This window comes from Nonomuraea sp. NPDC054003 (assembly GCF_055585125.1).
The window spans coordinates 23761-48475 of the sequence record NZ_JBVJKR010000007.1 but is presented as its reverse complement, the minus strand read 5'-3'; the positions used below and the strand labels follow the sequence as shown (position 1 = coordinate 48475).

The 24715-nt window shown below is 71.4% G+C and carries 20 protein-coding genes, 5 tRNA genes and 1 riboswitch; of the genes, 13 read left to right on the top strand and 12 right to left on the bottom strand.

All coding sequences use genetic code 11. The features are described 5' to 3' along the window. Positions 1–29: 29 nt before the first annotated feature. From ACZ6YG_RS19400 to ACZ6YG_RS19390, 3 genes are read left to right on the top strand one after another with little or no spacing between them, the layout of a single operon-like run. Positions 30–1397, top strand: a complete 1368-nt coding sequence (locus tag ACZ6YG_RS19400; RefSeq protein ID WP_148030675.1) for an aspartate kinase — start codon at positions 30–32, stop codon at positions 1395–1397. Continuing rightward, positions 1360–2790: an MFS transporter gene (locus ACZ6YG_RS19395; protein ID WP_466018768.1), complete on the top strand. Its 1431-nt coding sequence runs from the start codon at positions 1360–1362 to the stop codon at positions 2788–2790. Before ACZ6YG_RS19400 ends, ACZ6YG_RS19395 begins: the two co-directional genes overlap by 38 nt. Positions 2791–2830: 40 nt before the next feature. Next, positions 2831–3433: a CGNR zinc finger domain-containing protein gene (locus ACZ6YG_RS19390; protein WP_466018767.1), complete on the top strand. Its 603-nt coding sequence runs from the start codon at positions 2831–2833 to the stop codon at positions 3431–3433. Positions 3434–3453: 20 nt separating this feature from the next. On the opposite strand, the gene ACZ6YG_RS19385 is transcribed toward ACZ6YG_RS19390, so the two are convergent. Further along, complete coding sequence (locus tag ACZ6YG_RS19385; RefSeq protein WP_364232344.1) at positions 3454–4014, bottom strand: GNAT family N-acetyltransferase; 561 nt, start codon at positions 4012–4014, stop codon at positions 3454–3456. A gap of 226 nt (positions 4015–4240) precedes the next feature. Between ACZ6YG_RS19385 and cysD the strand changes: the two genes are divergently transcribed. Together cysD and cysC are read left to right on the top strand one after the other, a co-directional pair. Further along, positions 4241–5131: a sulfate adenylyltransferase subunit CysD gene (gene cysD / locus ACZ6YG_RS19380; protein ID WP_148030671.1), complete on the top strand. Its 891-nt coding sequence runs from the start codon at positions 4241–4243 to the stop codon at positions 5129–5131. Continuing rightward, positions 5131–6975, top strand: coding sequence for an adenylyl-sulfate kinase (gene cysC, locus ACZ6YG_RS19375; protein ID WP_148030670.1), 1845 nt, complete (start codon positions 5131–5133; stop codon positions 6973–6975). The genes cysD and cysC overlap by 1 nt, the downstream gene beginning before the upstream one ends. 124 nt (positions 6976–7099) lie before the next feature. On the opposite strand, the gene ACZ6YG_RS19370 is transcribed toward cysC, so the two are convergent. The 8 genes from ACZ6YG_RS19370 to ACZ6YG_RS19335 form a co-directional block, all read right to left on the bottom strand. Beyond that, positions 7100–7174, bottom strand: a tRNA-Pro gene (locus ACZ6YG_RS19370). Positions 7175–7350: 176 nt separating this feature from the next. Next, a complete protein-coding gene (locus ACZ6YG_RS19365; protein WP_466018766.1) occupies positions 7351–8433 on the bottom strand; it encodes a mechanosensitive ion channel family protein in 1083 nt (360 codons plus the stop codon). A gap of 20 nt (positions 8434–8453) precedes the next feature. Next, positions 8454–9449 carry a ribonucleotide-diphosphate reductase subunit beta gene (locus tag ACZ6YG_RS19360; protein ID WP_148030669.1) on the bottom strand — a complete coding sequence of 332 codons (996 nt, stop codon included), beginning with the start codon at positions 9447–9449 and terminating at the stop codon, positions 8454–8456. Positions 9450–9461: 12 nt separating this feature from the next. Beyond that, positions 9462–11627: a ribonucleoside-diphosphate reductase subunit alpha gene (locus tag ACZ6YG_RS19355; protein ID WP_466018765.1), complete on the bottom strand. Its 2166-nt coding sequence runs from the start codon at positions 11625–11627 to the stop codon at positions 9462–9464. Positions 11628–11718: 91 nt separating this feature from the next. Continuing rightward, positions 11719–11915: riboswitch (cobalamin riboswitch) on the bottom strand. A 32-nt stretch (positions 11916–11947) separates the two neighbouring features. After that, the gene (locus ACZ6YG_RS19350; RefSeq protein WP_466018764.1) at positions 11948–12865 is read right to left on the bottom strand and encodes a tripartite tricarboxylate transporter substrate-binding protein; all 918 of its coding nucleotides are present in this window, start codon (positions 12863–12865) and stop codon (positions 11948–11950) included. 75 nt (positions 12866–12940) lie between these two features. Continuing rightward, the gene (locus tag ACZ6YG_RS19345) at positions 12941–13663 is read right to left on the bottom strand and encodes an SAM-dependent methyltransferase (protein ID WP_261808453.1); all 723 of its coding nucleotides are present in this window, start codon (positions 13661–13663) and stop codon (positions 12941–12943) included. A 97-nt stretch (positions 13664–13760) separates the two neighbouring features. Beyond that, a complete protein-coding gene (gene glmS / locus ACZ6YG_RS19340; protein WP_219547579.1) occupies positions 13761–15581 on the bottom strand; it encodes a glutamine--fructose-6-phosphate transaminase (isomerizing) in 1821 nt (606 codons plus the stop codon). Positions 15582–15590: 9 nt separating this feature from the next. Further along, positions 15591–15866, bottom strand: a complete 276-nt coding sequence (locus ACZ6YG_RS19335) for a hypothetical protein (protein ID WP_466018763.1) — start codon at positions 15864–15866, stop codon at positions 15591–15593. Positions 15867–16047: 181 nt separating this feature from the next. Here ACZ6YG_RS19335 and ACZ6YG_RS19330 point away from each other — a divergent pair, with 181 nt between their 5' ends. The 8 genes from ACZ6YG_RS19330 (at position 16048) to ACZ6YG_RS19295 (ending at position 21543) form a co-directional block, all read left to right on the top strand. Next, positions 16048–18663 carry an N-acetylmuramoyl-L-alanine amidase gene (locus ACZ6YG_RS19330; RefSeq protein ID WP_466018762.1) on the top strand — a complete coding sequence of 872 codons (2616 nt, stop codon included), beginning with the start codon at positions 16048–16050 and terminating at the stop codon, positions 18661–18663. Between the two features lie 86 nt (positions 18664–18749). After that, positions 18750–18821: transfer RNA gene (locus ACZ6YG_RS19325), tRNA-Gly, on the top strand. Positions 18822–18836: 15 nt separating this feature from the next. Beyond that, positions 18837–18907 (top strand) — tRNA-Cys (locus ACZ6YG_RS19320). A 51-nt stretch (positions 18908–18958) separates the two neighbouring features. Beyond that, a tRNA-Gly gene (locus ACZ6YG_RS19315) sits at positions 18959–19030 on the top strand. A 19-nt stretch (positions 19031–19049) separates the two neighbouring features. Further along, positions 19050–19121, top strand: a tRNA-Val gene (locus ACZ6YG_RS19310). Between the two features lie 221 nt (positions 19122–19342). Further along, positions 19343–20158, top strand: coding sequence for a mechanosensitive ion channel family protein (locus ACZ6YG_RS19305; RefSeq protein WP_148034451.1), 816 nt, complete (start codon positions 19343–19345; stop codon positions 20156–20158). A 146-nt stretch (positions 20159–20304) separates the two neighbouring features. Next, a complete protein-coding gene (locus tag ACZ6YG_RS19300) occupies positions 20305–20574 on the top strand; it encodes a hypothetical protein (protein ID WP_219547583.1) in 270 nt (89 codons plus the stop codon). A 33-nt stretch (positions 20575–20607) separates the two neighbouring features. After that, entirely contained in the window at positions 20608–21543 is a 936-nt protein-coding gene (locus tag ACZ6YG_RS19295; RefSeq protein ID WP_148030663.1) for a ribose-phosphate diphosphokinase, read from the top strand. 16 nt (positions 21544–21559) lie between these two features. Here ACZ6YG_RS19295 and ACZ6YG_RS19290 read toward each other — a convergent pair whose 3' ends face one another. From ACZ6YG_RS19290 to ACZ6YG_RS19280, 3 genes are read right to left on the bottom strand one after another with little or no spacing between them, the layout of a single operon-like run. Continuing rightward, entirely contained in the window at positions 21560–21871 is a 312-nt protein-coding gene (locus ACZ6YG_RS19290; RefSeq protein WP_219547587.1) for a DUF6401 family natural product biosynthesis protein, read from the bottom strand. Between the two features lie 30 nt (positions 21872–21901). Beyond that, on the bottom strand, positions 21902–23035 hold the full coding sequence (gene pcaDC, locus ACZ6YG_RS19285) for a bifunctional 3-oxoadipate enol-lactonase/4-carboxymuconolactone decarboxylase PcaDC (protein ID WP_466018761.1): 1134 nt from the start codon (positions 23033–23035) through the stop codon (positions 21902–21904). After that, on the bottom strand, positions 23032–24504 hold the full coding sequence (locus tag ACZ6YG_RS19280) for a lyase family protein (RefSeq protein ID WP_466018760.1): 1473 nt from the start codon (positions 24502–24504) through the stop codon (positions 23032–23034). Before ACZ6YG_RS19280 ends, pcaDC begins: the two co-directional genes overlap by 4 nt. Positions 24505–24715: the final 211 nt, after the last annotated feature.

Sequence of the window (24715 nt, the reverse complement as noted above, 5' to 3'; positions counted from 1 at the left end):
GATCGTCGTGGCGCAGGAAGAGGAAACCAATGGACCTGGTGATACAGAAGTACGGCGGAACATCACTGGGTGACGCGGGCAAGATCCGTCGCGTGGCGCGGCGCATCGCCGCCGCGGACGGGTCCGTGGTCGCCGTGGTCTCCGCGATGGGCCGCACCACCAACTCCATGATCGAGCTGGCCCGGGACCTCACCGACACGCCGCACGCCCGGGAGCTGGACCTCCTGCTCAGTACCGGTGAACAGGCCTCCGCGGCCGCGCTCGCCATAGCGCTGCACGAGCTGGGCGTGCCCGCCCGCTCGTTCAGCGCCCACGACTGCGGCATCATCACCGACGGAGTGCACGGCCGCGCGCGTATCGTCAACGTCGATCCCGTACGCATCCGCGAATGCGTCCAGGACGGCCACGTCCCCGTCGTCTCCGGCTTCCAGGGCCTGTCCGCCGACAACGGCGAGCTCACCACCCTGAGCCGGGGCGGCTCCGACACCACCGCCGTCGCCCTGGCGGCGGCGTTACGGGCCAGGGTGTGCGAGATCTTCACCGACGTCGAAGGCGTGTTCACCGCCGACCCGCGACACGTCGCCGACGCCCGCAAGGTGGACCGCCTCTTCTACGAGGACATGGCCGAGCTGGCCGCCTGCGGCGCCACGGTGCTCGCGCATCCCAGCGTGGAGTACGCCGGCGCCCATCGCGTTCCCGTGCACGTCCGCTCCAGCACGACCGAGGCCGCCGGCACCTGGGTGACCGGCTTCCGCTCGGCCGCCCCGCTCGACGGGGAGCGGTTCACCGCCGTCGGCGTGGCGCACCGGACCGGTCAGCTCCGCTGCCGGCTCGACGGGGTCGACCCCGGCGCCCTGACCACGATCGCCGCCGCGCTGGCCGATCCGATGCCGCCGGTGGACATGCTCGGCCAGCCGGCCGCCGACGCCTCCGCCGGTTCGCTGGGGTTCATCGTGAACGCCGCCGACCGGGACAAGGTGGACGAGGCGCTCGCCGGCCTGCGCGCGGCCGACGCCTTCACCGGATGCCACTGGTCCGGCCCCATGGCGAAGGTGTCGCTGGTGGGCTGCGGTTTCTGTGCCCACCATCCGCAGGTGCGGCTCCTCGTGGACGCGCTCAAGGCCCGCGGCGTCACCGTGACGGACGTGATCGTCCGCGCCCGGCGCATCTCCATCACCTGCGCCGAGCACGACGTGCTCAACGCCGTGACGCATCTCCACCGCATGTTCCTCGGCCCCGGCACGCTCGCGGACGCCCATCCGCACGGCGGTCGCCGCCACGCGGAACACCGCGCCCACGCGCCGGGACCGCAGCGGAGACATCCGGACCCGCAGTCGACAGAAGCAGAGGGGATACGCCATGAAGGAAGCATCGGCGCGCACGGCCGGAAGGGATGAGAGCACCTTCCGGTCCCGGCATCTCTGGCAGCTCACGGTCATCTGCGGCACCCAGTTCCTGGTCGCCCTCGACTATTCGATCATCAATGTCGCGGCTCCGAGCATCCGAGAATCCATGGACTTCTCCTCCGGTGGAGGCGTCGCGTGGGTTCTTTCCGCCTATCCGCTCGCCTTCTGCGGCTTCCTCCTTCTCGGGGGGAGGATCGCCGATCTGTACGGAAGAAAGCGGGTGTTCATCTGGAGCCTGGCCGGATTCCTGCTCGCCTCGCTGCTGGCGGGCCTCGCCTGGTCGCCGGCGGCTCTCATCGCGGGCCGCGCCCTGCAGGGGGTCGCCGCCGCGTTCATCGCTCCGGCGGGTCTGGGGCTCCTCCAGGCGGCCATCCCGGAAGGACCGCCACGGGAGCGCGCCCTCGGCATCTACGGGTCGGCGCTGTCGGCGGGATTCGTCTCGGGCATGGTCCTCGGGGGCGTCCTCACCGAGTTCGCCGGATGGAGGTCCGTCTTCCTGATCAACGTGCCCATCGTCGTGGCGTTCGGCCTGCTGGCCAGAGCGCATCTTGAGGAGAGCCGGGACAGGCACGCGTCGCGCCACCTCGACCTCACCGGCGTCGTCCTGGCGACCGTGGGCATGGTCGCGTTCGTGTTCGCCCTCACCGAAGGGGAGAAGTACGGCTGGTCGTCGGCCCCGATCCTCGCCTGCGCGGCGGTCGCGGTGCCTGCCGTCGCCCTCTTCGTCTGGGTGGAGTCCCGCAAGGACAACGCCCTCGTGCCGATCTCCATCTTCCGCACGGCCGCCATCGGCGCGGCCAACCTGGTCAACGTCCTGCTGATCTGCTCCTACGGGGGAATGCTCTTCGTCCTCACGCTCTATCTGCAGACGCATCTCGGTCTGGGCGCGCTCCAGACCGGCCTGACGTTCGCCGTCTCGGGCGCGATCGCCATCGTCGTCGGAATCTACGCGGGCAGGTACGTCGAGCGCTTCGGGCTCTACCGGGTCCTCCTGTGCGGGATCGTCATCGAGACGGCCGGCATTCTCATCATGGTGGGCCTGCCGGAAGGCTACGGGTTCGCCCTCGTCCTGATCGGCACCTCCGTGAACGCGTTCGGCCACATCATCGCCCTGGTCACGACGAGCATCGCCGGCACGAACGGCGCCGAGGAGGGGCGGCGGGCCACGGCCGGCGCGCTGCTCAACGTCTCCCAGCAGCTGGGACTGGCCGTGGGGGTGGGAGTGGTCACCTCGGTGGCGGCCCACTTCGCCGCGGCCTCCGGCGGAGCCGTCGACGGCTGGCGCTGGGCGCTCTGGTGCTCGGTCGTGTTCGCGGTGGGGGCGATCGTCGCGACCGTCCTTCTCCGGAAGCGTTTCCAGGGGGAGGCCACGGCTCCGGCCTGACGCCTAGCCAAGGGCCGCGTAACCATTTAAACTAGACGTAATGGTTACTCTAGCTATCAAGGCCCAGTCTCCCTGGCAGGACGCCCACTTCGTCGGCGGCCACCCGGTCCTGGACCTCACGAACACCGTCTTCGACCGCAACCACCCGGCGGAGGACGGCGAGTTGCTGAACACGCCCTCGGACGTCCTGACGTGGTGCGCGTCCGCGGGGCTGTTCGAGGAGACGCCGCCCTTGCCGGAGGAGTCCGCCAAGGATCTCGTACCCGAGGTCCAGGCCGTCAGGGAACAGGCGTGGGCCGTGTTCAGCGCGATCGCGCGCGGCGAGGCGGCGCCGGCCGGGCCCTTCGGCGCGCTTCTCGAACGGGCCGGAAAGGGCGTGGGAGCCGACCAGGTTCAGCGGATCGACGCCGCGCTCGACCGGTACACCGCGGACTGGACGGCGCCGGGAGCGATTCCGGCCGTCCTGTCGCTGCTGGCGGTCCACGCGGTGTTCACCCTTCCGTCCGGCCGCGTCAGGGCCTGCGGGAGGTGCGGCTGGCTGTTCCTGGATTCCTCGCGGGGCGGACGCCGCCGCTGGTGCAACATGAGCATCTGCGGGAACCGGGAGAAGGCGCGCCGCCACCGTCAGGGCCGGACGCCCTGACCGGCGCGCCTTCCCAGGGATCAGGTGAGCTGCCGCCGCATGATCGGCCGGTCCTTGCGCGGGCGAGCCACCTCGGAGAACCCGGCCTTGAGGAAGGCGCTGGCTATCCCCGTCATCGCCGTGTCCGAGCCCGCGCGTTTCCCCTCGGGAGGCTCGACCGGATATCCCTCCGCGGTCGTGTAACCCTCGGACGCCGCGTACGCGCAGACGGCTTCGAGGATGCCCGGCAGCAGCCCGGAGCCACGATGCTTCTTGTGGACGAAGACGCACGCGAGCGCGCAGACCGGCTCGTCGTCCACGCTCGACAGGAGCGGCGAGCGTTCGAGCCTCGGGAACGCGGAGCGCGGCCCGAGTGAGCACCACGCCACCGGCGCGCCGTCGTCGTAGACGATGACGCCCGGCACCGGTTTCCGCTGGGCGAGACGGCTCATGGCCTTCTTGTTCCCTTCGCCCTTTCCTTCCGTCCACTCCGCGATGGAGAGCCGCCAGTGCATGCACCAGCACCCCCGGGCGCCTCCGTTGTCGCCGAGAACCGTCTCGAAGTCGTTCCAGGTCTTCTTGGACAGTTCTTCGACGGTCAAAGAGCCGTTCCGCTTGCCACGAGCGTTCATCCGCCACACCGCCGATCTGGTTGTTCGTAGCGTTTCCGGCCGCGCGTCCTGGGAAGTTGATGACCTCTCCTCCGCTCGGCCGGTCCGGGTCTTGCGTGAGACCGAGTAACCCGATATCACCTATTTATAGGTTACTATAGACACGTACGGCCGCGAAGACGGTCTATCTGGCACAGCGACGACGGAGGGTCTGCACATGGCCGGAGAAGACGTCCTGGACATGCTCGAAGCCGAGGCGATCCATGTGCTGCGCGAGGTCGCCGGCGCGTTCCGCCGCCCGGTGCTGCTGTACTCGATCGGCAAGGACTCCTCGGTGCTGCTGCACCTGGCGATGAAGGCGTTCGCGCCGGGCCGGATGCCGTTCCCCGTGGTGCACGTCGACACCGGCTGGAAGTTCCGCGAGATGATCGCCTTCCGGGACGAGACGGCCGAGCGGCTGGGGCTCGACCTGCGGGTGCACACCAACCCTGAGGGAGCCACGCCGTTCACCCACGGCGCTCACGAGTACACGCGGATCATGAAGACCGTCACGCTGCGCCGGGCGCTCGACGACGGCGGGTTCGACGCCGCGATCGGCGGCGCGCGACGCGACGAGGAGCGGTCACGGGCCAAGGAGAGGATCTTCTCGCTGCGTGAGCCCGGTCATCGCTGGGAGCCGCGCTCGCAGCGTCCGGAGTTCTGGTGGCGGGCGAACACCGAGCTGGCGGAGGGCCAGACGATGCGGGTGTTCCCGCTGTCGAACTGGACGGAGCTGGACGTCTGGCGCTACATCAAGCGAGAGGACATCCCCGTGGTGCCGCTGTACTTCACCGCACCCCGCCCGGTCGTCGAGCGGAACGGCTCGTTGATCATGGTGGACGACGAGCGCTTACCGCTGGAGCCCGGCGAAGAGCCGCGACTGCGCCACGTACGGTTCCGCACACTCGGCTGCTACCCGCTGTCCGCGGCGGTCGAGTCGAAGGCGGCGACCGTCGACGAGGTCATCGACGAGATGAGACGCGACCGCAGGTCCGAACGCGCCGGCCGGCTCATCGACGGTGAGGGCGGCACCTCCATCGAGAGCAAGAAGTCGGAGGGATACTTCTGATGATCTCCATGCTTCGAGTGGTCGCGTGCGGCTCGGTCGACGACGGCAAGTCCACCCTCATCGGACGGCTGCTCGCCGGCACCGGCGGCGCCACCGACGACCAGCTCGACTACGCGCGGCGGACCAGGCGCGGCGGTTCCACGATCGCTGCGGGCGCGGTGGACTACTCACTGCTGACCGACGGGCTGGAGGCGGAGCACGAACAGGGCATCACCATCGACGTCGCCCACCGCTTCCTGGACCTGCCGTCCGGGCGCCGGGTGATCATCGCCGACGCGCCGGGACACGAGCAGTACACCCGCAACATGGCGGTCGCGGCGTCCACCGCGGACGTCGCCGTGTTACTCGTCGACGCCACCAAGGGGGTCCGCGAGCAGACCCACAGACACCTGGCGATCTGTGCGTTGATGGGTGTGCGGGCGGTCATCGCGGTGGCGAACAAGCTCGACGCGGTGGACTACGACCAGGCGGTGTTCGAGAAACTCGCGAGCGAGGTCCTGGCGGCGGCGAACGGCCTCGACATGGCGGCGAGCGTGATCCCGGCCAGCGCCGTGCAGGGCGACAACGTGGTCGAGCCCTCGCCGAACCTGCCCTGGTACGACGGGCCGACGCTGCTCGGCGCGCTGTCGGAGTGGGAGCCGGCCGAGGGGTCGCGGGCGGACGACGCCGGCGGCTACCGGCTGCCCGTCCAGTACGTGATCCGGGCGGACGACTTCCGCGGTTTCGCGGGCACCGTGATCGGCGCCCCGGTCCGGCGGGGCGACGCCGTCGCGGTCGCCGGCAGCGGGGTCGCGTCCAGGATCGACCGGCTGATCGGCCCCGGCGGCGGCGACCTCGACCAGGCCGCTCCCGGCACCCCGGTGACGGTGACGCTGGCCGACGACGTCGACGTCCGGCGCGGAGACCTGCTGACCACGCCGGAAGCCCTGGGCGACGGACTGTCCCCGGCCACGGCGTACTCCGCCACCCTGATCTGGACCGCCGGGGAGCCGCTGCGGCACGGCCGCTCCTACCTGATGCTGGCCGGGCCGCGGACCGTGCCCGCCACGGTCACGGCCGTGCGCGGCCGGATGGAGGTGGTGTCCGGCAAGCGGCTCGCCGCGCGCGCCCTCGGCCTCAACGACATCGGCACGGTCGAGCTGGCCACCGACACCCCTCTCTGCCTGGACGGTTACCAGGAGTGCCGGGACACCGGCAGCTTCCTGCTCGTGGACCGGGTCAGCAAGGAGACGGTGGCGGCCGGCATGGTCCGGCACGCGCTGCGGCGCGGCCGCAACGTCGTCCGGCAGACCTTCACCGTCGACCGCGACGCCAGGCAGGAGCTGAAGGGGCAGCGGGCCAAGGTGCTGTGGCTGACCGGTCTGCCGGGCTCCGGGAAGTCGACCATCGCCAACGCGCTGGAGCGGCGGCTCCACGCCATGGGGCTGCACACGTACGTGCTCGACGGCGACAACGTCCGCAGCGGACTCAACAGAGACCTCGGGTTCACCCCGGGAGACCGGGCGGAGAACGTGCGCCGGGTCGCCGAGCTGACCCGCATCCTGCTGGACGCCGGGCTGATCGTGATCGTCGCGCTGGTCTCGCCCTTCCGGACGGACCGGGCGGCGGCGCGGAGCCTGTTCCCGCCGGGCGACTTCGCCGAGGTCTGGGTGGACACCCCGCCCGAGGTGTGCGCGAGCCGGGACCCGAAGGGCCTGTACGCCCAGGCGAAGGCCGGCAGGCTGCCCAACATGACCGGCCTCGGCCAGGCCTACGAACCGCCGGAGCACCCTGACCTGGTGGTCGACGGCTCCGGATCGCCCGACGAGGTGGCGGAGAAGCTGGCCGGACTGCTGCAGGGTTAAGAGGGTGGGCCCCGGGCCGGGCTGGCGTGGGCCGTGCCCGGGGCGGAGGGCCGTGTCCGGCCGGGGGTCGCCACTCCCGCCGGTCCAGATCAGTGCCCGCGGCCCTCTTCTTTCAGGGCCGGTGTCCGAGTGGCAGGATTCGAACCTGCGACGCTCCTGCTCCCAAGGCAGGCGGGCTGCCAAGCTGCCCCACACTCGGGTGGTGAAGAACCGCCTGTGAACCCCGGCGGCCGGGTCGGGTCAGCCGGATGCCGGGCAGGCGCCGGGAGACGGGGGAAGCGGTTCGCGCTTCAGGCCGGTCACTGCTCGCCCCCTTTCTCCTCGGTCTTGACGCTGTCAACGCTAGACCGATGATCGGCCGGAGCGCCAGCGGTTTTACGGCGAGCCGGGCTCGCCGGGCCAGGGGACGCCCGCGCGGGTCTCGGGCGACTCGACGCGGAAGCGGGGCATGGCCTCGGGGTGGTTCTCGCGCACGTACGTGATGAGGTGCTCGCGCACGTCGCACTTGAGATCCCAGGCGGAGGCCGAGTCCGCGGCGCTCATCAGCGCGCGCAGCTCGACCAGGCCGTTCAGCTGGATGTCGGTGACCTGGAGGGTCCAGTCCTTCTGGTCCCACAGCGGGTTGGTCTGCAGGTAGCGGTAGAGCTCCTCACGCAGCTTCTCGACCGGTACCGACCAGTCGACGCGCAGGTAGACGACGGCGAGGACCCGGCTGCCGTGCCGGGTCCAGTTCTCGAACGGGGTCTGCGTGAAGTAGGAGACCGGCAGGACCAGGCGCCGCTCGTCCCACAGCCGCACCACGACGTAGGTGAGCGTGAGCTCCTCGATCCTGCCCCATTCCTCCTGCACCACGACGACGTCGTCCAGGCGCAGCGCGTCGCTGAAGGCGAGCTGCAGCCCGGCGAGCATGTTGCCGAGCGTCGGCTGGGCGGCGATGCCGACGACCGCGCCGGCGATGCCCGCGGACGCGAGCAGACCCGCGCCCAGCGCCCGCACCTGCGGGAAGGTGAACAGCATCGCGCCGAACGCGATCACCACGACGGTCGCGGTGGCGGCCCGGCGCACCAGCGTGATCTGCGTCTTGATGCGGCGGGCCCGCCGGTTGCGCTCCCCCTCCACGAGGTCCAGGCGCTCCAGGGCGACGTCCGTGAACGCGTACGTCGCCTGGATGATCAGCCAGGTCGCCGCGCCGATGATGAGCAGCGTGACGACCCGCTCGACGGACTCGCCGAACGCCCGCTGCTGCGGCTCAGGGCCGATCATCAGCGGGTAGAACATGATGTTGAACGTCATCAGCAGGACGGTCGTCACCACCGGCCAGTGGCAGTGCTTGACCAGGCGGCTGCTGAAGGTCCACTTGCGCCCGACCCTGAGGAGCACCTGCCGGGTCAGCTCCAGGACGATGACCGCCCCGATCATCGCGCCGGCCAGGTTCAGCCAGGCGCTGGAGAACTGCACGTGAGCGACCCCCCGAAGATTCAGAAGTTCTCGTCAAAACTCACATTGCCCTCAACCGCCACCTGATAAGCGGACACCCGGCGTTCGAAGAAGTTGGCCAGCTCCTGCACGTCCTGGAGCTCCATGAAGGCGAACGGGTTCTCGGTGCCGTAGCGGCGGGGCATGCCCAGCCTGACCAGCCGCTGGTCGGCGACGTACTCCAGGTAGGCGCGCATCTGCTCGGCGGACATCCCGGGCATGCCGTCGCCGCACAGGTCGCGGGCGAAGGCCAGCTCGGCGGCGACCGCCTCCTCCAGCATGCGGCCGACCTGCTCGCCCAGCTCCTCGTCGAACAGCTCGGGCTCCTCCGCCCGGACGGTGTCGACGACGCTGAACGCGAACTCCATGTGCATGGACTCGTCGCGGAACACCCAGTTCGTCCCGGTGGCCAGCCCGCTGAGCAGGCCGCGGGAGCGGAACCAGTACACGTACGCGAAGGCGCCGTAGAAGAACAGGCCCTCGATGCAGGCGGCGAAGCAGATGAGGTTGAGCAGGAACCGCCGCCGGTCGCCCGCGTTCTCCAGGCTCCGCAGGTCCCCGATGGAGTCGATCCACCGGAAGCAGAACTCGGCCTTGTCGCGGATCGACGGGATGTGCTCGATCGCGGCGAACGCCTTGACCCGCTCGTCCGGGTCGGGCAGGTAGGTGTCGAGCAGCGTCAGGTAGAACTGCACGTGCACCGCCTCCTCGAACAGCTGCCTGCTCAGGTAGAGCCGGGCCTCGGGGGCGTTGACGTGCTGGTAGAGGTTGAGCACCAGGTTGTTGGCGACGATCGAGTCACCGGTGGCGAAGAACGCGACCAGCCGGTTGATCAGGTGCCGTTCCTGGGCGGTCATCTTTGCCAGGTCGGCCACGTCGGAGTGCAGGTCGACCTCCTCCACCGTCCAGGTGTTGCGGATGGCGGCCCGGTAGCGCTCGTAGAAGTCCGGGTAGCGCATCGGGCGCAGGGTGAGGTCCATTCCGGGGTCGAGAAGCATGAGGGGATCTCCTTACTGGCAGGCTTCGCAGACGTCGGGGTTCTCCAGCGAGCAGGCCACCTGCTCGACGGCGGCGGCCGGCTGGACGGTGGTCTGCGCGATGCGGGTGGCCGGGCGGGAACGCAGGTAGTAGGTGGTCTTCAGGCCCTGCTTCCACGCGTAGGCGTACATCGACGAGAGCTTGCCGATGGTGGGGGCGGCCATGAACAGGTTGAGCGACTGGCCCTGGTCGACGTACGGCTGGCGGGCGGCGGCCAGGTCGATGAGCGCCTTCTGCGGCAGCTCCCAGGCGGTGCGGTAGAGCAGCTTGAGGTCGTCGGGGATGCCCGGCAGGTGCTGCACGGACCCGTCGGCGCGCTTCAGCGCGTCACGCGTCGCCTGCGTCCACAGCCCGCGTTCCCGCAGGTCGGCCACCAGATAGCGGTTGACCTGGAGGAACTCGCCAGACAGCGTCTCGCGCTTGAACACGTTGGACACCTGCGGCTCGATGCACTCGTAGCAGCCGGCGATGGACGCGATGGTGGCCGTCGGCGCGATGGCGATCATGAGCGAGTTGCGCAGCCCGGTGGCGGCGATCTTCTCGCGGAGCGCGTCCCAGCGCGGCGAGCCGGCGGCGGCGTAGTGGTCGGGGTGCAGCACGCCCGCCGCGGCGCGGGTGTCGTCGTACGAGGGATGCCGCCCGCGTTCGGCGGCCAGGTCGGCCGAGGTGTCGTAGGCCGCCAGCGCGATCTCCTCGGCGATACGGGTGGACAGCTCCAGCGCCCGCGGCGAGTCGAACGGGAGGCGGAGCGCGAAGAACACGTCGGCCAGCCCCATCACGCCGAGCCCGATCGGCCGCCAGCGCCGGTTGGCCGCCCCGGCCTCGGGCGTCGGGTAGAAGCCCAGGTCGATGGTGCGGTCCAGGAAGCGCACGGCCGTCCGGACGGTGGCGCGCAGCCGCTCCCAGTCGAGGCCGTCGCGCCCGTCCAGGTGGGCGGCGAGGTTGACCGAGCCGAGGTTGCACACCGCGGTCTCGGCGTCGCTGGTGACCTCCAGGATCTCGGTGCACAGGTTGGACAGGTGGATGACGTTCTCCGGCCGGGCGGTCTGGTTGGAGGTGCGGTTGGCCGTGTCCTTGAACGTCATCCAGCCGTTGCCGGTCTGCGCGAGCGTCCGCATCATCCGCCCGTACAGGGTCCTGGCCGGGATCCGCCGGGTGTGCCGGCCCTCGGCCTCGTAGGCCCGGTAGGCGCGGGTGAACGCCTCGCCGTGCAGGTCGGGCAGGTCGGGGACGTCCTTGGGGTCGAACAGCGACCAGTCCTCACCGGCCTCGACGCGGCGCATGAACTCGTCCGGCACCCAGTTGGCCAGGTTGAGGTTGTGGGTGCGGCGGGCGTCCTCGCCGGTGTTGTCGCGCAGCTCCAGGAACTCCTCGATGTCGGCGTGCCAGGTCTCCAGGTAGACGCAGGCCGCGCCCTTGCGCCGGCCGCCCTGGTTGACCGCCGCGACCGAGGCGTCGAGGGTGCGCAGCCACGGCACGATGCCGTTGGAGTGGCCGTTGGTGCCCCGGATGAGCGAGCCACGTGAGCGCACCCGGGTCCACGAGATGCCGATGCCGCCCGCGTACTTCGACAGCCGGGCGACCTGCGCGTACCGGTCGTAGATCGCCTCCAGCTCGTCGCGCGGCGAGTCGAGCAGGAAGCACGACGAGAGCTGCGGGCGGCGCGCGCCCGCGTTGAACAGGGTCGGCGAGCTGGGCAGGTAGGACAGCGTCGCCATCAGCCGGTAGAGCTCGGCGGCCTCCGCGACGGTCTCCGACAGCCCGCAGGCGACCCGCAGGAAGAAGTGCTGGGGCCGCTCCAGCACGGTCCGGGTGACCGGGTGGCGCAGCAGGTAGCGGTCGTAGACGGTGCGCAGCCCGAAGTACTCGAACCGCTCGTCGGCGGCGTCCGAGACGAGCGCGTCCAGCTCGGCGGCGTGCGCGGCGACGAACTCCGCCAGGCCGTCCTGGATCAGCCCCGCCGCGTGGGTGGCGGCGATCGAGCCGGAGAACGACCGCACCCCGTGCGCGGCCGCCTCGTCGGCGATCTCCTCGGCGAGCAGCCCGGCGGCCACCCGCGAGTTCGCCGGGTCGGCGATCACCCGGGCGGCGGCCTCCTCGATGGCCAGGCGCCGATCACCCTCGACGATCTGTGTCACGTGCTCTCTCCTCGCGAGCTCATCCCCGTGAGGGCGCGCGAGAGCACGGCGGCGCACGCCGCTAGGCCCCCGGGCCCTCCCTCGAGGCCCTGGACATGGTCCATCGCCGGCAGGTCTTCGGGCTCGCGGGCGTCTCGCACTCTCCTACTGGCCGTCGCTTCCCGGATCTTTCCAGTGCTCGTTGACGGCGGTCGTTCCCGCTCACCGCTGCGGGGCAGCCCCGGAATCGCACCGGGTTCCCTTTTGCTCCGCCCCGGGCGGGGGCGAACCGGCGAACGATCGAGATCCTACATCTAGTGGCTGCTTTCGCAACCGCCACATCATGTTGTGCCCTTGCCGCTTTCGAGGAGGCCGAGATCGCGGAGCACGGCCTTGGTGCGGCGGACCTCGGAGACGACCCAGGCGGCGAAGCGGTCGCCGGCCAGCGGGATCGGCGTCCAGTCGCCCTCCCGGCAGGTACGCTGCCAGCCGGGCGAGCCGGTCACCTCCTCGCACATGCCGATGGCCGCCTCCCGGCTCTCCTGCGGCATGCCGCCGGGCCCGACGGCGGCGCACCAGCTCGCGAAGTCCACCCGGACCCCGAGCTCCAGCAGGCTGGGCGCGTCCAGCCCGGGGAACCGCTCGGCACAGGACACGGCCAGCACCCGGACCCGGCCCCGGTCGATGTACGGGCGCCAGCCGGCGAGCGGGCCCGTCGCGGCGACGGCGCGGCCGGCGAGCAGCGCGGTGGCGACCTCGGAGATGCCGGGGTAGCCGGTGTAGTCCACCTGCCGGGTGTCGGCGCCGAGCCCGCGGGCGATGAGCCCGAACAGCAGGTGGTCGGGGGCGCCCTGCGGCCCGCCGGCGAGCGGGGTGCCCGTGGGGTCGGCGCGCAGGCGGGCGCCGAACGCGTCGAAGGTGGCCAGACCCGAGTCGCGCGGCACCAGCACCACCTCGACCTCGCCGGCCAGCCGGGCCAGCGGGGTGGTGCCGTGCAGGGGCGACTCGGCCGCGTTCAGCTCGGCGGCGGCGAGCGCGGGCAGCCCGGTGATGGTGATCGTGGTGACCGGCCCGGCCCCGCCGACCGGGTAGCCGGCTCCGCGGGCCACCTGGGTGAACGCCTCGGCGACGCGGCTCCAGCGCTCGCCGCCGCCGAGGATCTCGTACGCGCCGGGCGCGCGTCCGGCGTGACGGTCACCGCAGCCGGCCAAGCAGGCGGCCACTCCCAGGCCTGTCACGAGGAACCGCCTGCGCCGCATGACCCGCCTCCCCCGAAGTGTCCACTTCAGGTTATTTACAGATCACGCAGAGTTACACATGCCGGATATCACCTACTAAGGTTTCCAGGCCATCCCGGCCAGCAGCGGCAGCCGTGTGGCGCCGACCAGGCGTGGCCGGTCGGGCCGCCACTCGTGGGCCTGCACCAGACCGGGCTCGATCATGACGAAGTCACCGAAGAACGCCTGGATCTCCTCCGGTCCCCGGCCGGTGCCGCCCGCCGGGGCGTCGCCGGACGAGGTGGCGTGCGCGATCGCCAGGTGGCTGCCCGGCGCCAGCGCCTCCCGCAGGAGGGCGACCACGGCGTGCGGGTTCATGCTGTCGGGCACGAAGTGGAGCACCGACACCAGCAGCACCCCGACCGGCCTGGCCGGGTCGAGGAAGCCGGCGGCGCCGTCCAGCATCCGCGCGGGGTCGAGCAGGTCGGCCTCCACGAAGACGGCCCCGGCCTGCTCCTCCAGCAGTTCGCGGCCGTGCGCGGCCACCACCGGGTCGTGGTCGACGTAGACGACCCTGGCGTCCGGGACCACCTCGTGCACGTTGCCCTGGGTGGGCAGGCCGCTGCCCACGTCCAGGAACTGGGTGACGCCCTGCGCGGCGGCGTAGCGTACCGCACGCTGGAGGAACTCCCTGGCGGCGCGCGCCTGCGGCACCGCCTCCGGTATCAGGTCCGCCAGCCGGTCCAGGGCCTCGCGGTCGACCGCGAAGTTGTCCTTGCCGCCGAGCAGGTAGTCGTACATTCGGGCGAGATTGGGAGTGTCGGGGTCGGACTGGGGCACATTTTCGACCCTAGGCGCTCCCCTCCCGGGGCGACACCGGCCGGATTCCGACTATGACCCAGCCGAACGGTAAGGGTTTACTAACCCCCTCTTGCCGCTATTCCACCGTGACACTCTTGGCCAGGTTGCGCGGCTTGTCCACGTCCCTGCCGAGGGCCACCGCGGCGTGGTAGGCCAGCAGCTGGAGCGGGATCGTGAGCAGGATCGGGTCCAGCTCGATCTCGTTCTTGGGCACCACGATGCAGTCCTCGGCCAGCTTGGTGTCCGGTTCGCGGTGGCCGACCATCAGCACGCTGCCGCCGCGGGCGCGGATCTCGCCGAGCGTGGTGAGGTTCTTGTCGAGCAGCTCGTCGTCGGGGACGACCGCCACCGTCGGCATCTCCGGGCCGATCAGCGCGAGCGGGCCGTGCTTGAGCTCGCTGGCCGGATAGGCCTCGGCGTGCACGTACGAGATCTCCTTGAGCTTCTGGGCGCCCTCGCGGGCCACCGGATAGCCGCGGACCCGGCCGACGAACATCATGCTCGCGTGCTTGGCGTACTTCTGCGCCAGCTCGGCGATCTTGTCGCCCTGCGTGAGGATCTCCTCGATCTGGCCCGGCAGCCTGCGCAGGCCCTCGCAGATGCGCCGGCCGTCGGCCGGCGACAGGTCGCGCACCCGGCCCAGGTGCAGCGCCAGCAGCGCGAACGCGACCGCGGTCGAGGTGAACGCCTTGGTCGAGGCCACCGACACCTCAGGGCCCGCGTGCAGGTAGACGCCGCCGTCGACCTCGCGGGCGATGGCGCTGCCGACCGCGTTGACGATGCCGATCACCCGGCCGCCCTTGCGCTTGAGCTCCTGCACGGCGGCGAGCGTGTCGTAGGTCTCGCCGGACTGGCTGATGGCGACGTAGAGCGTGTCCTGCTCGACGACGGGGTTGCGGTAGCGGAACTCGCTGGCGGGCTCGGCGTCGGCCGGGATGCGGGCCAGCTCCTCGATCAGCTGGGCGCCGATCTGGCCGGAGTAGTACGCCGAACCGCAGCCGATGACCTTCACCCGGCGGAAGGAGCGGGTCTCGCGGGCGTTCATGTTGAGCCCGCCCAGGTGGGCCACGTTGAAGCGCTCGTCCAGGCGGCCGCTCATCGTGCGGGCGGTGGTCTCGGGCTGCTCGGAGATCTCCTTGAGCAGGTAGTGCTCGTAGCCGCCGGTGTCGTAGTGGCCGGCGTCCCAGTCGACGGTCAGCGGCTCCTTGGCGGTCTCGCGGGCGTCGCTGGCGAAGGTGTGGAACCCGTCGGCGCGCAGCACGGCCAGCTCGCCGTCCTCCAGGTGGACCACCTGGCGGGTGTAGCGGACGAGCGCGGCCACGTCGGAGGCGGCGAACATCTCCTTCTCGCCGATGCCGAGCACGATCGGGCTGCCGTTGCGAGCCACGACCACCTCGCCCGGCCGCTCGGCGTCGATCACCGCGATCCCGTACGTGCCGACGACGCTCTTGAGCGACTTGCGTACGGCCTCCTCAAGGGAGTCGTTCTCGTCGACGGCGGCGGCGATCAGGTGGGCGAGCACCTCGGTGTCGGTCTCGGACCGGAACTCCACGCCGTCGGCGACGAGCTTGGCCCGCAGCTCCCCGGCGTTCTCGATGATGCCGTTGTGCACCACCGCGATGCGCTCATCGCCCGACAGGTGCGGATGCGCGTTCTCGTCGCTGGGCACGCCGTGCGTCGCCCACCGGGTGTGGCCGATGCCGAGAGCGCCCTTGAACCTGGCCGGCACCACCTTGGCCAGGTCGGCGACCCTGCCCTTGACCTTGCGGACCTTGAGTCCTTTGCTGGAGACGACGATCCCGGCCGAGTCGTAGCCGCGGTACTCCAGCCGCTGCAGCCCTTCGAGCAGGATGGGTGCCGCGTCCTTCGGCCCCACGTACGCGACGATTCCGCACATCCGAGTCTCCTATCCGTAGACGATCCGGCGCAGTTGCCGCAGCGACAGCTCGGGCGCCGCCACCCGGCGGGCCCTCAGCTCGGCGGCGATCCTGGGAAAGATCTCATCGTTGGTGAAGCCACGGGCCTGCAACTCCCCGTGGCGACGCCGGACGAACTCCTCCGAGGACTCGGAGAAGTACGACAGCACGTCGGCCACCACGCGCGCCGCCTCGCCGGGCCCGAGCGGGCTCGTCCGGGTGAGGTGGACGATGAGGTCCTCGTAGGGATGCCGCGCCGTAGACACAGACGAGGACATTACGCAGATGGAACGAGACACGCCAACATCCTGCCCGATTTCGGGCAGAATCAGCTCGGACGAGGGCTCAGCTTCTCCCAATCAGGTGTGCGGCTTTAGGTAGATCCCATGCGGGCGCGGGAATGGTGACGCACAGTGTTCGCGTCGTACCGTCGCGTGGAGGTCCGTCATGCTGTTGCAGGTCGCCGTCGCCGCCGCCGTCCTGGCCGGCCAGCCGGGGGGACGCCAGGACGACTTCGCCTCGGCGGCCAGGGAGTACGGGGTGCCGGTCAGCGTGCTCCTGGGCGTGTCGTACCTGCAGTCGCGCTGGGACGCGCACGCGGGCGAGCCCTCCACGGCGGGCGGTTACGGCCCCATGCACCTGCTGGACCCCGCGCTCATCACGGGCGCCGGTCCCCGCTCCGGCGGCCGGCCGCACGGCCCCCTCCCCCGCGCCGCCGCACCGGGCCACCAGCACGGCGACGCCCGCGGCGACGCTGCCCGCCCCCGCCCGCACCTGGATCCCCGGGGCGAACCCGCGACGGGCCCGGCGGAAGGCAAGGGGACGACACCCCACGAGACCACCCGGCCGGCATCCGGCTCCCCGCGAGCGACCTCGAAAGAGGCGGCGCGGACCGGAAGCGGCGATCGGGGCGCGACCGCGGGCGAAGCGGCCTCGTCCGGAGGCGACTGGGGGGCGACTCTTGGGGAGGCCGCGCGGTTGACGGGGGTCAGCGTCGAGCGGCTGCGCAGGGACGCCGCCGCGAACATCCGGGCCGGCGCCGCCCTGCTCGCGTCCTACCAGGGCGTGCCCAGCGCCGACCCGGCCCGCTGGCACGCCGCGGTCGCCCGCTACTCGGGCTCGCCCGCGTTCGCCGACGAGGTGCTGCGGGTGATCCGCGACGGCGCGGCCCGACGGGCGGACGACGGCTCCCTGGTCCGGCTGCCCGCGCACCCGGCGCTCCGCTCCCCCGTCCGTCCGACCGATCCGGGGGACGGGGCCGAGTGCCCGCCGTCGCTGGAGTGCCGATGGATGCCCGCCGCGTACGCCAGGACCGGCGAGCAGGACTACGGCAACCACGACCGCATGAGCCGCCCCCGCCGAATCGACTACATCGTCATCCACGACACCGAGGGCCCCTTCCGGGGCATCCCACGCCTGATCCGCGACCCGGAGTACGTGAGCTGGCACTACACGATCCGCTCCCGCGACGGCCAGATCGCCCAGCACGTGAAGACCCGCGACATCGCCTGGCACGCCGGCAACTGGGACGTCAACACCCGCTCGGTCGGCATCGAGCACGAGGGCTACCTGGCCAGGGGTGGCACCTGGTACACCGAGGCCATGTACCGCGCCTCGGCCCGGCTGGTCCGCCACCTGGCCGCCGAGCACGACATCCCGCTCGACCGGGCCCACATCCTGGGCCACGACAACGTCCCCGGCACCACCCCGGACACCCTCGCCACCATGCACGAGGACCCCGGCCCCTACTGGGACTGGGCCCACTACTTCGACCTGCTCGACGCCCCCTTCGACAAGCGCCCCCGGCGACTCGACACCCTGAGGAAGGCAGCCACCGACGAGCCCGCCACCTCGTACGGCGAAGAACCAGACCACCCCGACACCACCAGTCCCTCCCACGCCCAGCCTCCGGCGGCCCCAGCCATACGCGACCACACCACCGCAGACCTGCCCATGCACCACACCGCCGCGGACCCGACCGCGCACGACGGAACCGCCGCGGACCACCACACCCCTGCGGATCCTGCCGCACATGACCAGACCACCGCGGACCCCGCCATGCGTCACCACACCGCTGGAGATCCGGCCGCGCACGACGGGACCGCCGCGGACCCTGCTATGCATCACCGCACCCCTGCGGATCCGGCCGCACATGACCAGACCACCGCGGACCCCGCCACGCACCACCACACCCCTGCAGACCTAGCCGCGCTTGACCGGCCCGCCGCGGATCCGGCCGCGCGTGATCAGACCGCCGCCGACACCATCGTGCTTGATCAGGCCACAGCGGACGCGGTCGTGCGCGGTCAGAGCGGCCCGGTGGTGCGTGACCAGGACTCCATGGGCTCGGCCATGCGCGACCAGACCGCCGCAAGCTCGGTCGTGCGTGATGGGGTCGGGTTCGGCAGGGTTGTGCGGGAACGGCCCGGGCGTGGGGGATCCGTCCTGATCCTGCCGGAGTACGACGAGCACCGGCCGCGTTTCACCGGCTGCAAGAGCGCCAAGCCCGACCGGCCGTGCCCGCCGCACGGCGCGTCCGCGGTGTGGCTGCACACGGCGCCCCGCCACGACGCGCCGCTGGTGGACGACATCGGCAAGCGCGTCGGCGAGCCCAGCACGTACAGCGTCTACGACCACAGCGCCCGCGCCTCCGCCGGGCAGCGGTTCGCGGTGGCCGGGCGGCGCGGCGACTGGACGGCCATCTGGTATCTCGGCCGCCGTGCCTGGTTCCACGACCCGCACGAGCACCCGACCGCCGTCCGCGCCCGCGGCCCCGTGGTGGTCCCGCGCAACCCGGACGTCAAGGTGTACGGGCGCGCCTACCCGGAGAAGTCGGCCTATCGCGGCACGGGAGTCGCCTACCAGCCTCACGTCGCGCTCCCGTACCGGATCGGCCCCGGCGAGGCGTACACGGTCGGCGACACCCTGACCGGTTCGTACCATGCGGCCGGATACAAGCCCGCGAACCACGTCACCGTGAGGGGCAGGCAGCGCTACCACCAGATCCAGCTCGGTCACCGCGTCGCGTTCGTCAAGGCGGAGGACGTCCGCCTCGTCCGCTGATTTTCGCCCCGGGAGCTGCTCCATGGACACGGGCACTCCCGGAAAGCGATATGGTTTTCTTCGTAACCGGCTGGCGCCGGAGACACGCGGAAGTGGCTCAGGGGTAGAGCATCACCTTGCCAAGGTGAGGGTCGCGGGTTCGAATCCCGTCTTCCGCTCGGAGTTCAACTCCTGGTGGAGTGGCCGAGAGGCGAGGCAGCGGCCTGCAAAGCCGTCTACACGGGTTCAAATCCCGTCTCCACCTCGGCAGGTTCGGCGGATCTCACGAGATCCGCTAAGGTAAGAGCAGTGCCATGCGGAAGTGGCTCAGGGGTAGAGCATCACCTTGCCAAGGTGAGGGTCGCGGGTTCGAATCCCGTCTTCCGCTCTGAGTGACAACTCAATACGGACGATTAGCTCAGCGGGAGAGCGCTTCCCTGACACGGAAGAGGTCACTGGTTCAATCCCAGTATCGTCCACCCCACAAAGCCCCAGATTCTGGCACCCGCCAGGTCTGGGGCTTTCTCGTTGCACCGGGCCAGGGCGAATCATCGAGCGGCCTTGACCTCAAAGGCGTCCATCATCACGCTCTGTTTACCATTTGGCCGCTTCTGCGCAGATTATGTCACGCTGCGTGCATATAGCCACTCCGAGCGGGTAGCGCGCTGACATTGGCTCCTCGGAGGGGGAAACCGTGGACATCAACATAGGCCAGGGCATATCCGATGCCTGGCGAATGATCGCGACATTCGTACCAAGACTCATCGCGTTCCTGGTCATACTCATCATCGGCTGGATCGTGGCGAAGCTGCTGGAGAAGGTCGTCGACAAGGTTCTGGAGCGGGTCGGGTTCGACCGGGCCGTCCAGCGCAGTGGCGTGCAGAGGTGGCTGGAGCGCAGCCAGTACGACGCGAGCAGCCTGCTCGCCAGGATCGTCTTCTATGCGATCATCCTGGTCACCCTGCAGATCGCGTTCAGCGTGTTCGGGCCGAACCCGATCTCCGCGCTGCTGAACGCCGTGGTGGCGTGGCTGCCCATGGCGATCGTGGCCATCGTGATCATCGTGGTGGCCGGCGCGATCGCGAAGGCCGTCGGCGACATCATCAGGGGCGCGCTCGGCGGGCTGTCCTACGGCCGCCTGCTGGCCGTGGCCGCGGAAGTGTTCATCTGGGCGCTGGGGATCATCGCCGCGCTCAACCAGATCGGCGTGGCCACGGCGGTCACCACCCCGGTCCTGATCGCGGCGCTCGCCACAGTGGGCGCGATCGCGGCCATCGGCGTCGGCGGCGGGCTCGTGCGGCCCATGCAGCAGCGGTGGGAACGCTGGCTCAGCCGGATCGAGGAGGAGGCGCCGCAGGCCAGGGCGCACGCGGAGGCGTACCAGCAGGGGCGTGAGCACGCCCGTGCCATGACGCCCGAGGAGATGGCCGAGCGCGGCACGTCGGAGCAGCGGATCACGCCGCAGACCGGCACCGGGACGGTCGGCTCCACCCGGCCGGACATCCGGGAGCCCTGACTCCCGCCGACCTCCGGGACGATGCAGGGGCGGGCGGGCCGACTCGGCCCGGCCGCGACCCCGGTAAGGAGGTCTGGACGCTGTGACACCGCGCCGACCCTGGGCAGGGGGAAAGCAGAGCGAGCGCTTCCTGAGAGGTAGGTCAGATGTCCGAGCCCCAGCCTGACGTGGTTTCTTCAGAAGAACGAACTCATGCGCTCGAGGCCGAGCTGAACGCTCTCAGGGCCCGGGCCGACAAAGTCGACCAGCAGCTCCAGGCGTTGGCGGAGGCGAGTCTGGCCCTGGCCCGCGGCCTGGAGAGCCCTCCGGTGGAGGAGCCCGGGCAGCCGCATGCGGAGCGGGCCGCACGACTCGCCCACGAGCTGCTGCTCGCGGCCGGCCTGGGCCGGAGGGGGAGCGAGGGCAGCGAGGGGTAGATGCCCCGCCACGAGCGGAGGTGGACCACACCGATGACACTGCAGATCGTGGCGGGAACGGCCAACCACGCGCTGGCCGGCTCCGTGGCCGGGATTCTCGGCATCGCGCCGGTCTCCGCGGCGGTGGAGCGATTTCCGGACGGAGAGCTCCGGCCCGTCGTGGGCGGGATGCGGGGTGCGGACGTCTATCTGGTCCAACCCACGAGCCCGCCGGTCAACGAGCACGTGATGGAGTCGCTGTTGCTGATCGACGCCTGCCGTCGGGCGGGCGCGGCGCAGATCACCGCGGTCATGCCGTACTTCGGGTACGCCCGTCAGGACCGTCGTGGCCGGTCCGGGCAGGCGATCGGAATCCGCGTCGTCGCGGACGCGCTCGCTTCGGCCGGGATGCGGCGTCTGATCGTGACGGATCCGCACACGACCGCGCTGGAGGCGATCTGCGCTGTTCCGGTGGAGATGCTGACGGCCGTGCCGTCCCTCGCCCGCGTGCTGGGTGAGCAGGTGCCGGACGAGGCCGTGGTGGTGGCGCCTGATCTCGGCGCGGTCAAGCTGGCGGAGCATTACGGCGCTCTGCTGTCGTGTCCTGTGGCGGTGGTGCGCAAGACCAGGCTGAGCGGGACACGTGTGGTCGCCGAGGAACTGGTGGGGGATGTACGGGATCGTCCGGTGGTCATCGTCGACGACATGATCAGTACGGGCGGCACTATCGAGGCTGCCGCGGAGGTGGTGGCCGGCCACGGTGCCGCGCCGGAGATCGTGGTGGTGGCGACGCACGGGTTGTTCGTGGCATCGGCGGCCGAGCGCCTCGGCCGTGCCATGATCCGGCGGATCCTGGTCACCGACACCGTCGCACAGCGGCCCGACTCGGGAATGCCGCTTGATGTGTGCTCGGTGGCGCCGCTCCTGGCCGATGCCATCGGGCGCCTGTACCGGAACGAGCCGCTGGACAAGCTGCCGGCGCGGGCATGACGGTCCCGCGGACGGCCTAGGCGGGGAGGTCGCCGGTGAGGAAGCCGTGCCGGTGGGCGAGCCAGCACGCGGCCGTCAGGCGGAGCGCCGGGGGGTCGGGCAGGCCGTCGTAGAACCAGCCCCACTCGCGCAGTCCGTCCAGGAAGCCCAGCACGTAGTCGCCCAGGATCTCGGGGTCGAGCGGGATCGTGTCCCGCAGGATCGCGGCGTGCTGGTCCACCGCGGCGACCAGCGCGGGGTCGGTGGCCATCCTGGCGAGCTGGTCCTGGCCCAGCTCCCCCATCACCCACTGCAGGGGCGCAGCCGCCCACCCATCCTCGAAATGCACCTTTAAACCATAAACCACCCCAAAACCCCTTTACCCTTCGGCGTCGATGTCCGCGAGCGTGCGCTGCGCCACCGCGAAGGCCGAGTTGGCCGCCGGTACCCCGCAGTAGACGGCGGTCTGCAGCAGCACCTCCTTGATCTCCTCACGGGTGAGCCCGTTCCGCAGAGCCGCCCGTACGTGCATCGCGAGCTCTTCCATGTGACCGCGCGCCACCAGCGCGGTGAGCGTGACGACGCTGCGGGCGCGCCGGTCGAGGCCGGGACGGTTCCAGATCTCGTCCCAGGCGTAGCGGGTGATGAAATCCTGGAAGTCGCGGGTGAAGTCGGTGATGGCGGCGTTGGCCCGGTCGACGTGCGCGCCGCCGAGCACCTCGCGCCGGGTCCGCATCCCGTCGGCCCGGCTCTCCCCCGCGGCCTTACCCGCGCCCGCCGGCCAGGTGTCGGAGAGGTGGCGCAGGATCGCGGCCGTCGCCGGGACCGGACGCTGGACGGTCGCCAGGTGCGAGGCCGCCGGGATGGCCGCGAGCAGGGCGCCCGGGATGCCGGTGGTCAGGGTGAGCGCGTGCTCCAGCGGCGTCGCCGGGTCGTCGGCCCCCGCCACGATCAGCGCGGGCGCGGCGATCTCCGGCAGCCCGGCCCGCAGGTCGTAACCGGCCAGCGCCTCACAGCAGGCGGCGTAGGACTCGTCGTCGACCTGGCCGAGCATGTCGATGACCCAGCCTTCGTCGTACCCGTCGGTGAACCAGCGTGAGGCCAGCACGGGCCCGAGCGACCGCACGCCCGCGTTCCGTACCTGTGCCGCCCGCTCCCGCCACGGGCCCGGCTCGCCGAACCTGGCGGACGAGCAGCACATGATCAGGCTCCGCACCCGCTCCGGCGCCCTGAGCGCGGCGGTCGCGGCGACCGCGCCGCCTACCGAGATCCCGCCGATGGCGAAGTACGGCTCGTCCACCAGGTCGAGCACGGCCAGGGCCAGGTCGTCGAGCGTGAACCCGCCGGCCGCGGGCGAGCCGCCGTGACCCGGCAGGTCGTACCGCAGCACCCGCCACCGGTCGGTCAGCGCCGGCAGCTGGGGCTTCCAGACGTCCAAGGTGGTGCCCAGCGACGGGCCGAGCACGAGCAGCGGCCCGCCGGCGGGGCCGTCGACGCGATGATGGAGCTTCACTGGTGTCCTTCTCTGTCTCGGTACGCGGCCAGGACTCGGTCGGTGAGGGCCGGGGCCGCGCCCAGGTAACCGGACGGGTCCAGCAGGTCGGCGGGGGCGTCGAGGGGGCCGTCCCGGCGGAGCGTCTGGGTGAGCGCGTCCCGGCCGAGGTGGGCGGCCAGGCGTTCGGAGACGATGCGGCCGCCGGTGAGCCCGGCGTTGGCGCGCATCTGGCCCGGGAAGACCTGGAGGCCGGCGGTCAGTTCCGCGGCGGTCTCCGCGGCGCCGCCGGTCAGCCGCAGGCACTCGCGGAGCGGGCTCCACTCGGCCTGCCAGGCGCCCGCCGCGCGTTCGTGCTCCCCCACCTGGGCCAGCGCCTGCGCGTAGACGGGGACCTGGAGCGAGGCGGCGCGGATCAGGACGGACAGGGCGGGGTTGCGCTTGTGCGGCATGGCGGACGAGCCGCCCGGTGACGCCTCGGCGACCTCGCCGACCTCGGTCTGGGACATGAGCACGACGTCGGCGGCGATCTTGCCGAGCGTCGTCGACACCCCGGCCAGCGCCGCGCCCAGGTCGGCGACGACCGACCGTTCGGCGTGCCACGGGATCTCGGGCGCGACCAGCCCGGTCTCCTGGGCGAACAACTCGACGACGCGCAGGGCCCGTTCCCCTGCCGAAGGCGGGTGTCCACCGACGCCAGAGGCCGCCCGCCCTTCACGCGTACGACCTTCGCCGGGCTGGTGTGGAGTGGGAGAGGGTGTCTCTGCGGCTCCCGCTCCTTCGGAAGACTGCGCCCTCGCGGAAGCGCCTTCGGCCGCTTCGGCGGGAGCGGAGGGGGAACGCTGGTCTGGAGTGGGAGAGGGTGTCCCCGCGGCTCCCGCTCCTTCGGGAGACTGGGCGCTCGTGGGAGGGCCTTCGGCGGCTTCGGTGAGGGCGGAGAGGGTGCCGGCGGCCCCGCCGAGCTGGGCGGGGAGGGGGACGGCCGCCAGGCGGTCGCGGGCGCGCAGGACGCCTGCCAGCCAGGTGGCCGCCTTCAGGCCGAAGGTGGTGGGGACGGCCTGCTGGCCCAGCGTGCGGGCGGCCATCACCGTGGTGCGGTGCCGTTCCGCCAGCTCGGCCAGGGACGCCGCGACGGCGTCGAGGTCGGCGAGGATGGCTTCGGATGCCCGGCGGGCGACCAGCATCGCGGCGGTGTCCAGGATGTCCTGGCTGGTGGCGCCCAGGTGCACATGGGGGGCCGCCGCGCCGGCGGCCTCGCGCAGGTCGGACACCAGCGGCACGACGGGGTTGGCCGACCGGCGGGCGCGTCGGGCCAGGGCGGGCACGTCCACGTCCAGCTCCGCCGCCGCGCGGCCGATCAGCGCCGCCGCCTCCTCCGGCACCAGGCCCGCCCGCGCCTGCGCTCGGGTCAAAGCCGCCTCGGCGTCCAGCATCGCCCGTACCCAAGCCTGGTCGGACGTCAACTCCTCGACGCGGACGCCCGCACGCACCGGAGCCAGGAGCCCGCTATCGAGCGCCCCGGAACCCTCTCCGGAGCTACCCGCGCCGGCGGCGGTCCCCCAGGAGGCGGCACCAGAACCCCCGGACGCGCCCGCTGCCGCACCGCCGGAACCTCCGGAAGCGGCACCAGAACCTCGGGAGGCGCCCGCTGCCGCGCGACCGGAGCCCTCGGAGGCAGGACCGGAACCCCCCGACGCGCCC

Bases quoted from the DNA above. Each gene is read 5' to 3' on its own strand.
- ACZ6YG_RS19360 (WP_148030669.1), bottom strand. From the start codon at position 9,449: ATGCTTCTCGACCCCGGAATGGACCTCACCCTGCGCCCGATGCGCTAC.
- glmS (WP_219547579.1), bottom strand. From the start codon at position 15,581: ATGTGCGGAATCGTCGCGTACGTGGGGCCGAAGGACGCGGCACCCATC.
- ACZ6YG_RS19330 (WP_466018762.1), top strand. From the start codon at position 16,048: ATGCTGTTGCAGGTCGCCGTCGCCGCCGCCGTCCTGGCCGGCCAGCCG.
- ACZ6YG_RS19300 (WP_219547583.1), top strand. From the start codon at position 20,305: ATGTCCGAGCCCCAGCCTGACGTGGTTTCTTCAGAAGAACGAACTCAT.
- cysC (WP_148030670.1), top strand. From the start codon at position 5,131: ATGATCTCCATGCTTCGAGTGGTCGCGTGCGGCTCGGTCGACGACGGC.
- ACZ6YG_RS19295 (WP_148030663.1), top strand. From the start codon at position 20,608: ATGACACTGCAGATCGTGGCGGGAACGGCCAACCACGCGCTGGCCGGC.
- ACZ6YG_RS19350 (WP_466018764.1), bottom strand. From the start codon at position 12,865: ATGCGGCGCAGGCGGTTCCTCGTGACAGGCCTGGGAGTGGCCGCCTGC.
- ACZ6YG_RS19390 (WP_466018767.1), top strand. From the start codon at position 2,831: ATGGTTACTCTAGCTATCAAGGCCCAGTCTCCCTGGCAGGACGCCCAC.
- ACZ6YG_RS19395 (WP_466018768.1), top strand. From the start codon at position 1,360: ATGAAGGAAGCATCGGCGCGCACGGCCGGAAGGGATGAGAGCACCTTC.
- ACZ6YG_RS19400 (WP_148030675.1), top strand. From the start codon at position 30: ATGGACCTGGTGATACAGAAGTACGGCGGAACATCACTGGGTGACGCG.
- cysD (WP_148030671.1), top strand. From the start codon at position 4,241: ATGGCCGGAGAAGACGTCCTGGACATGCTCGAAGCCGAGGCGATCCAT.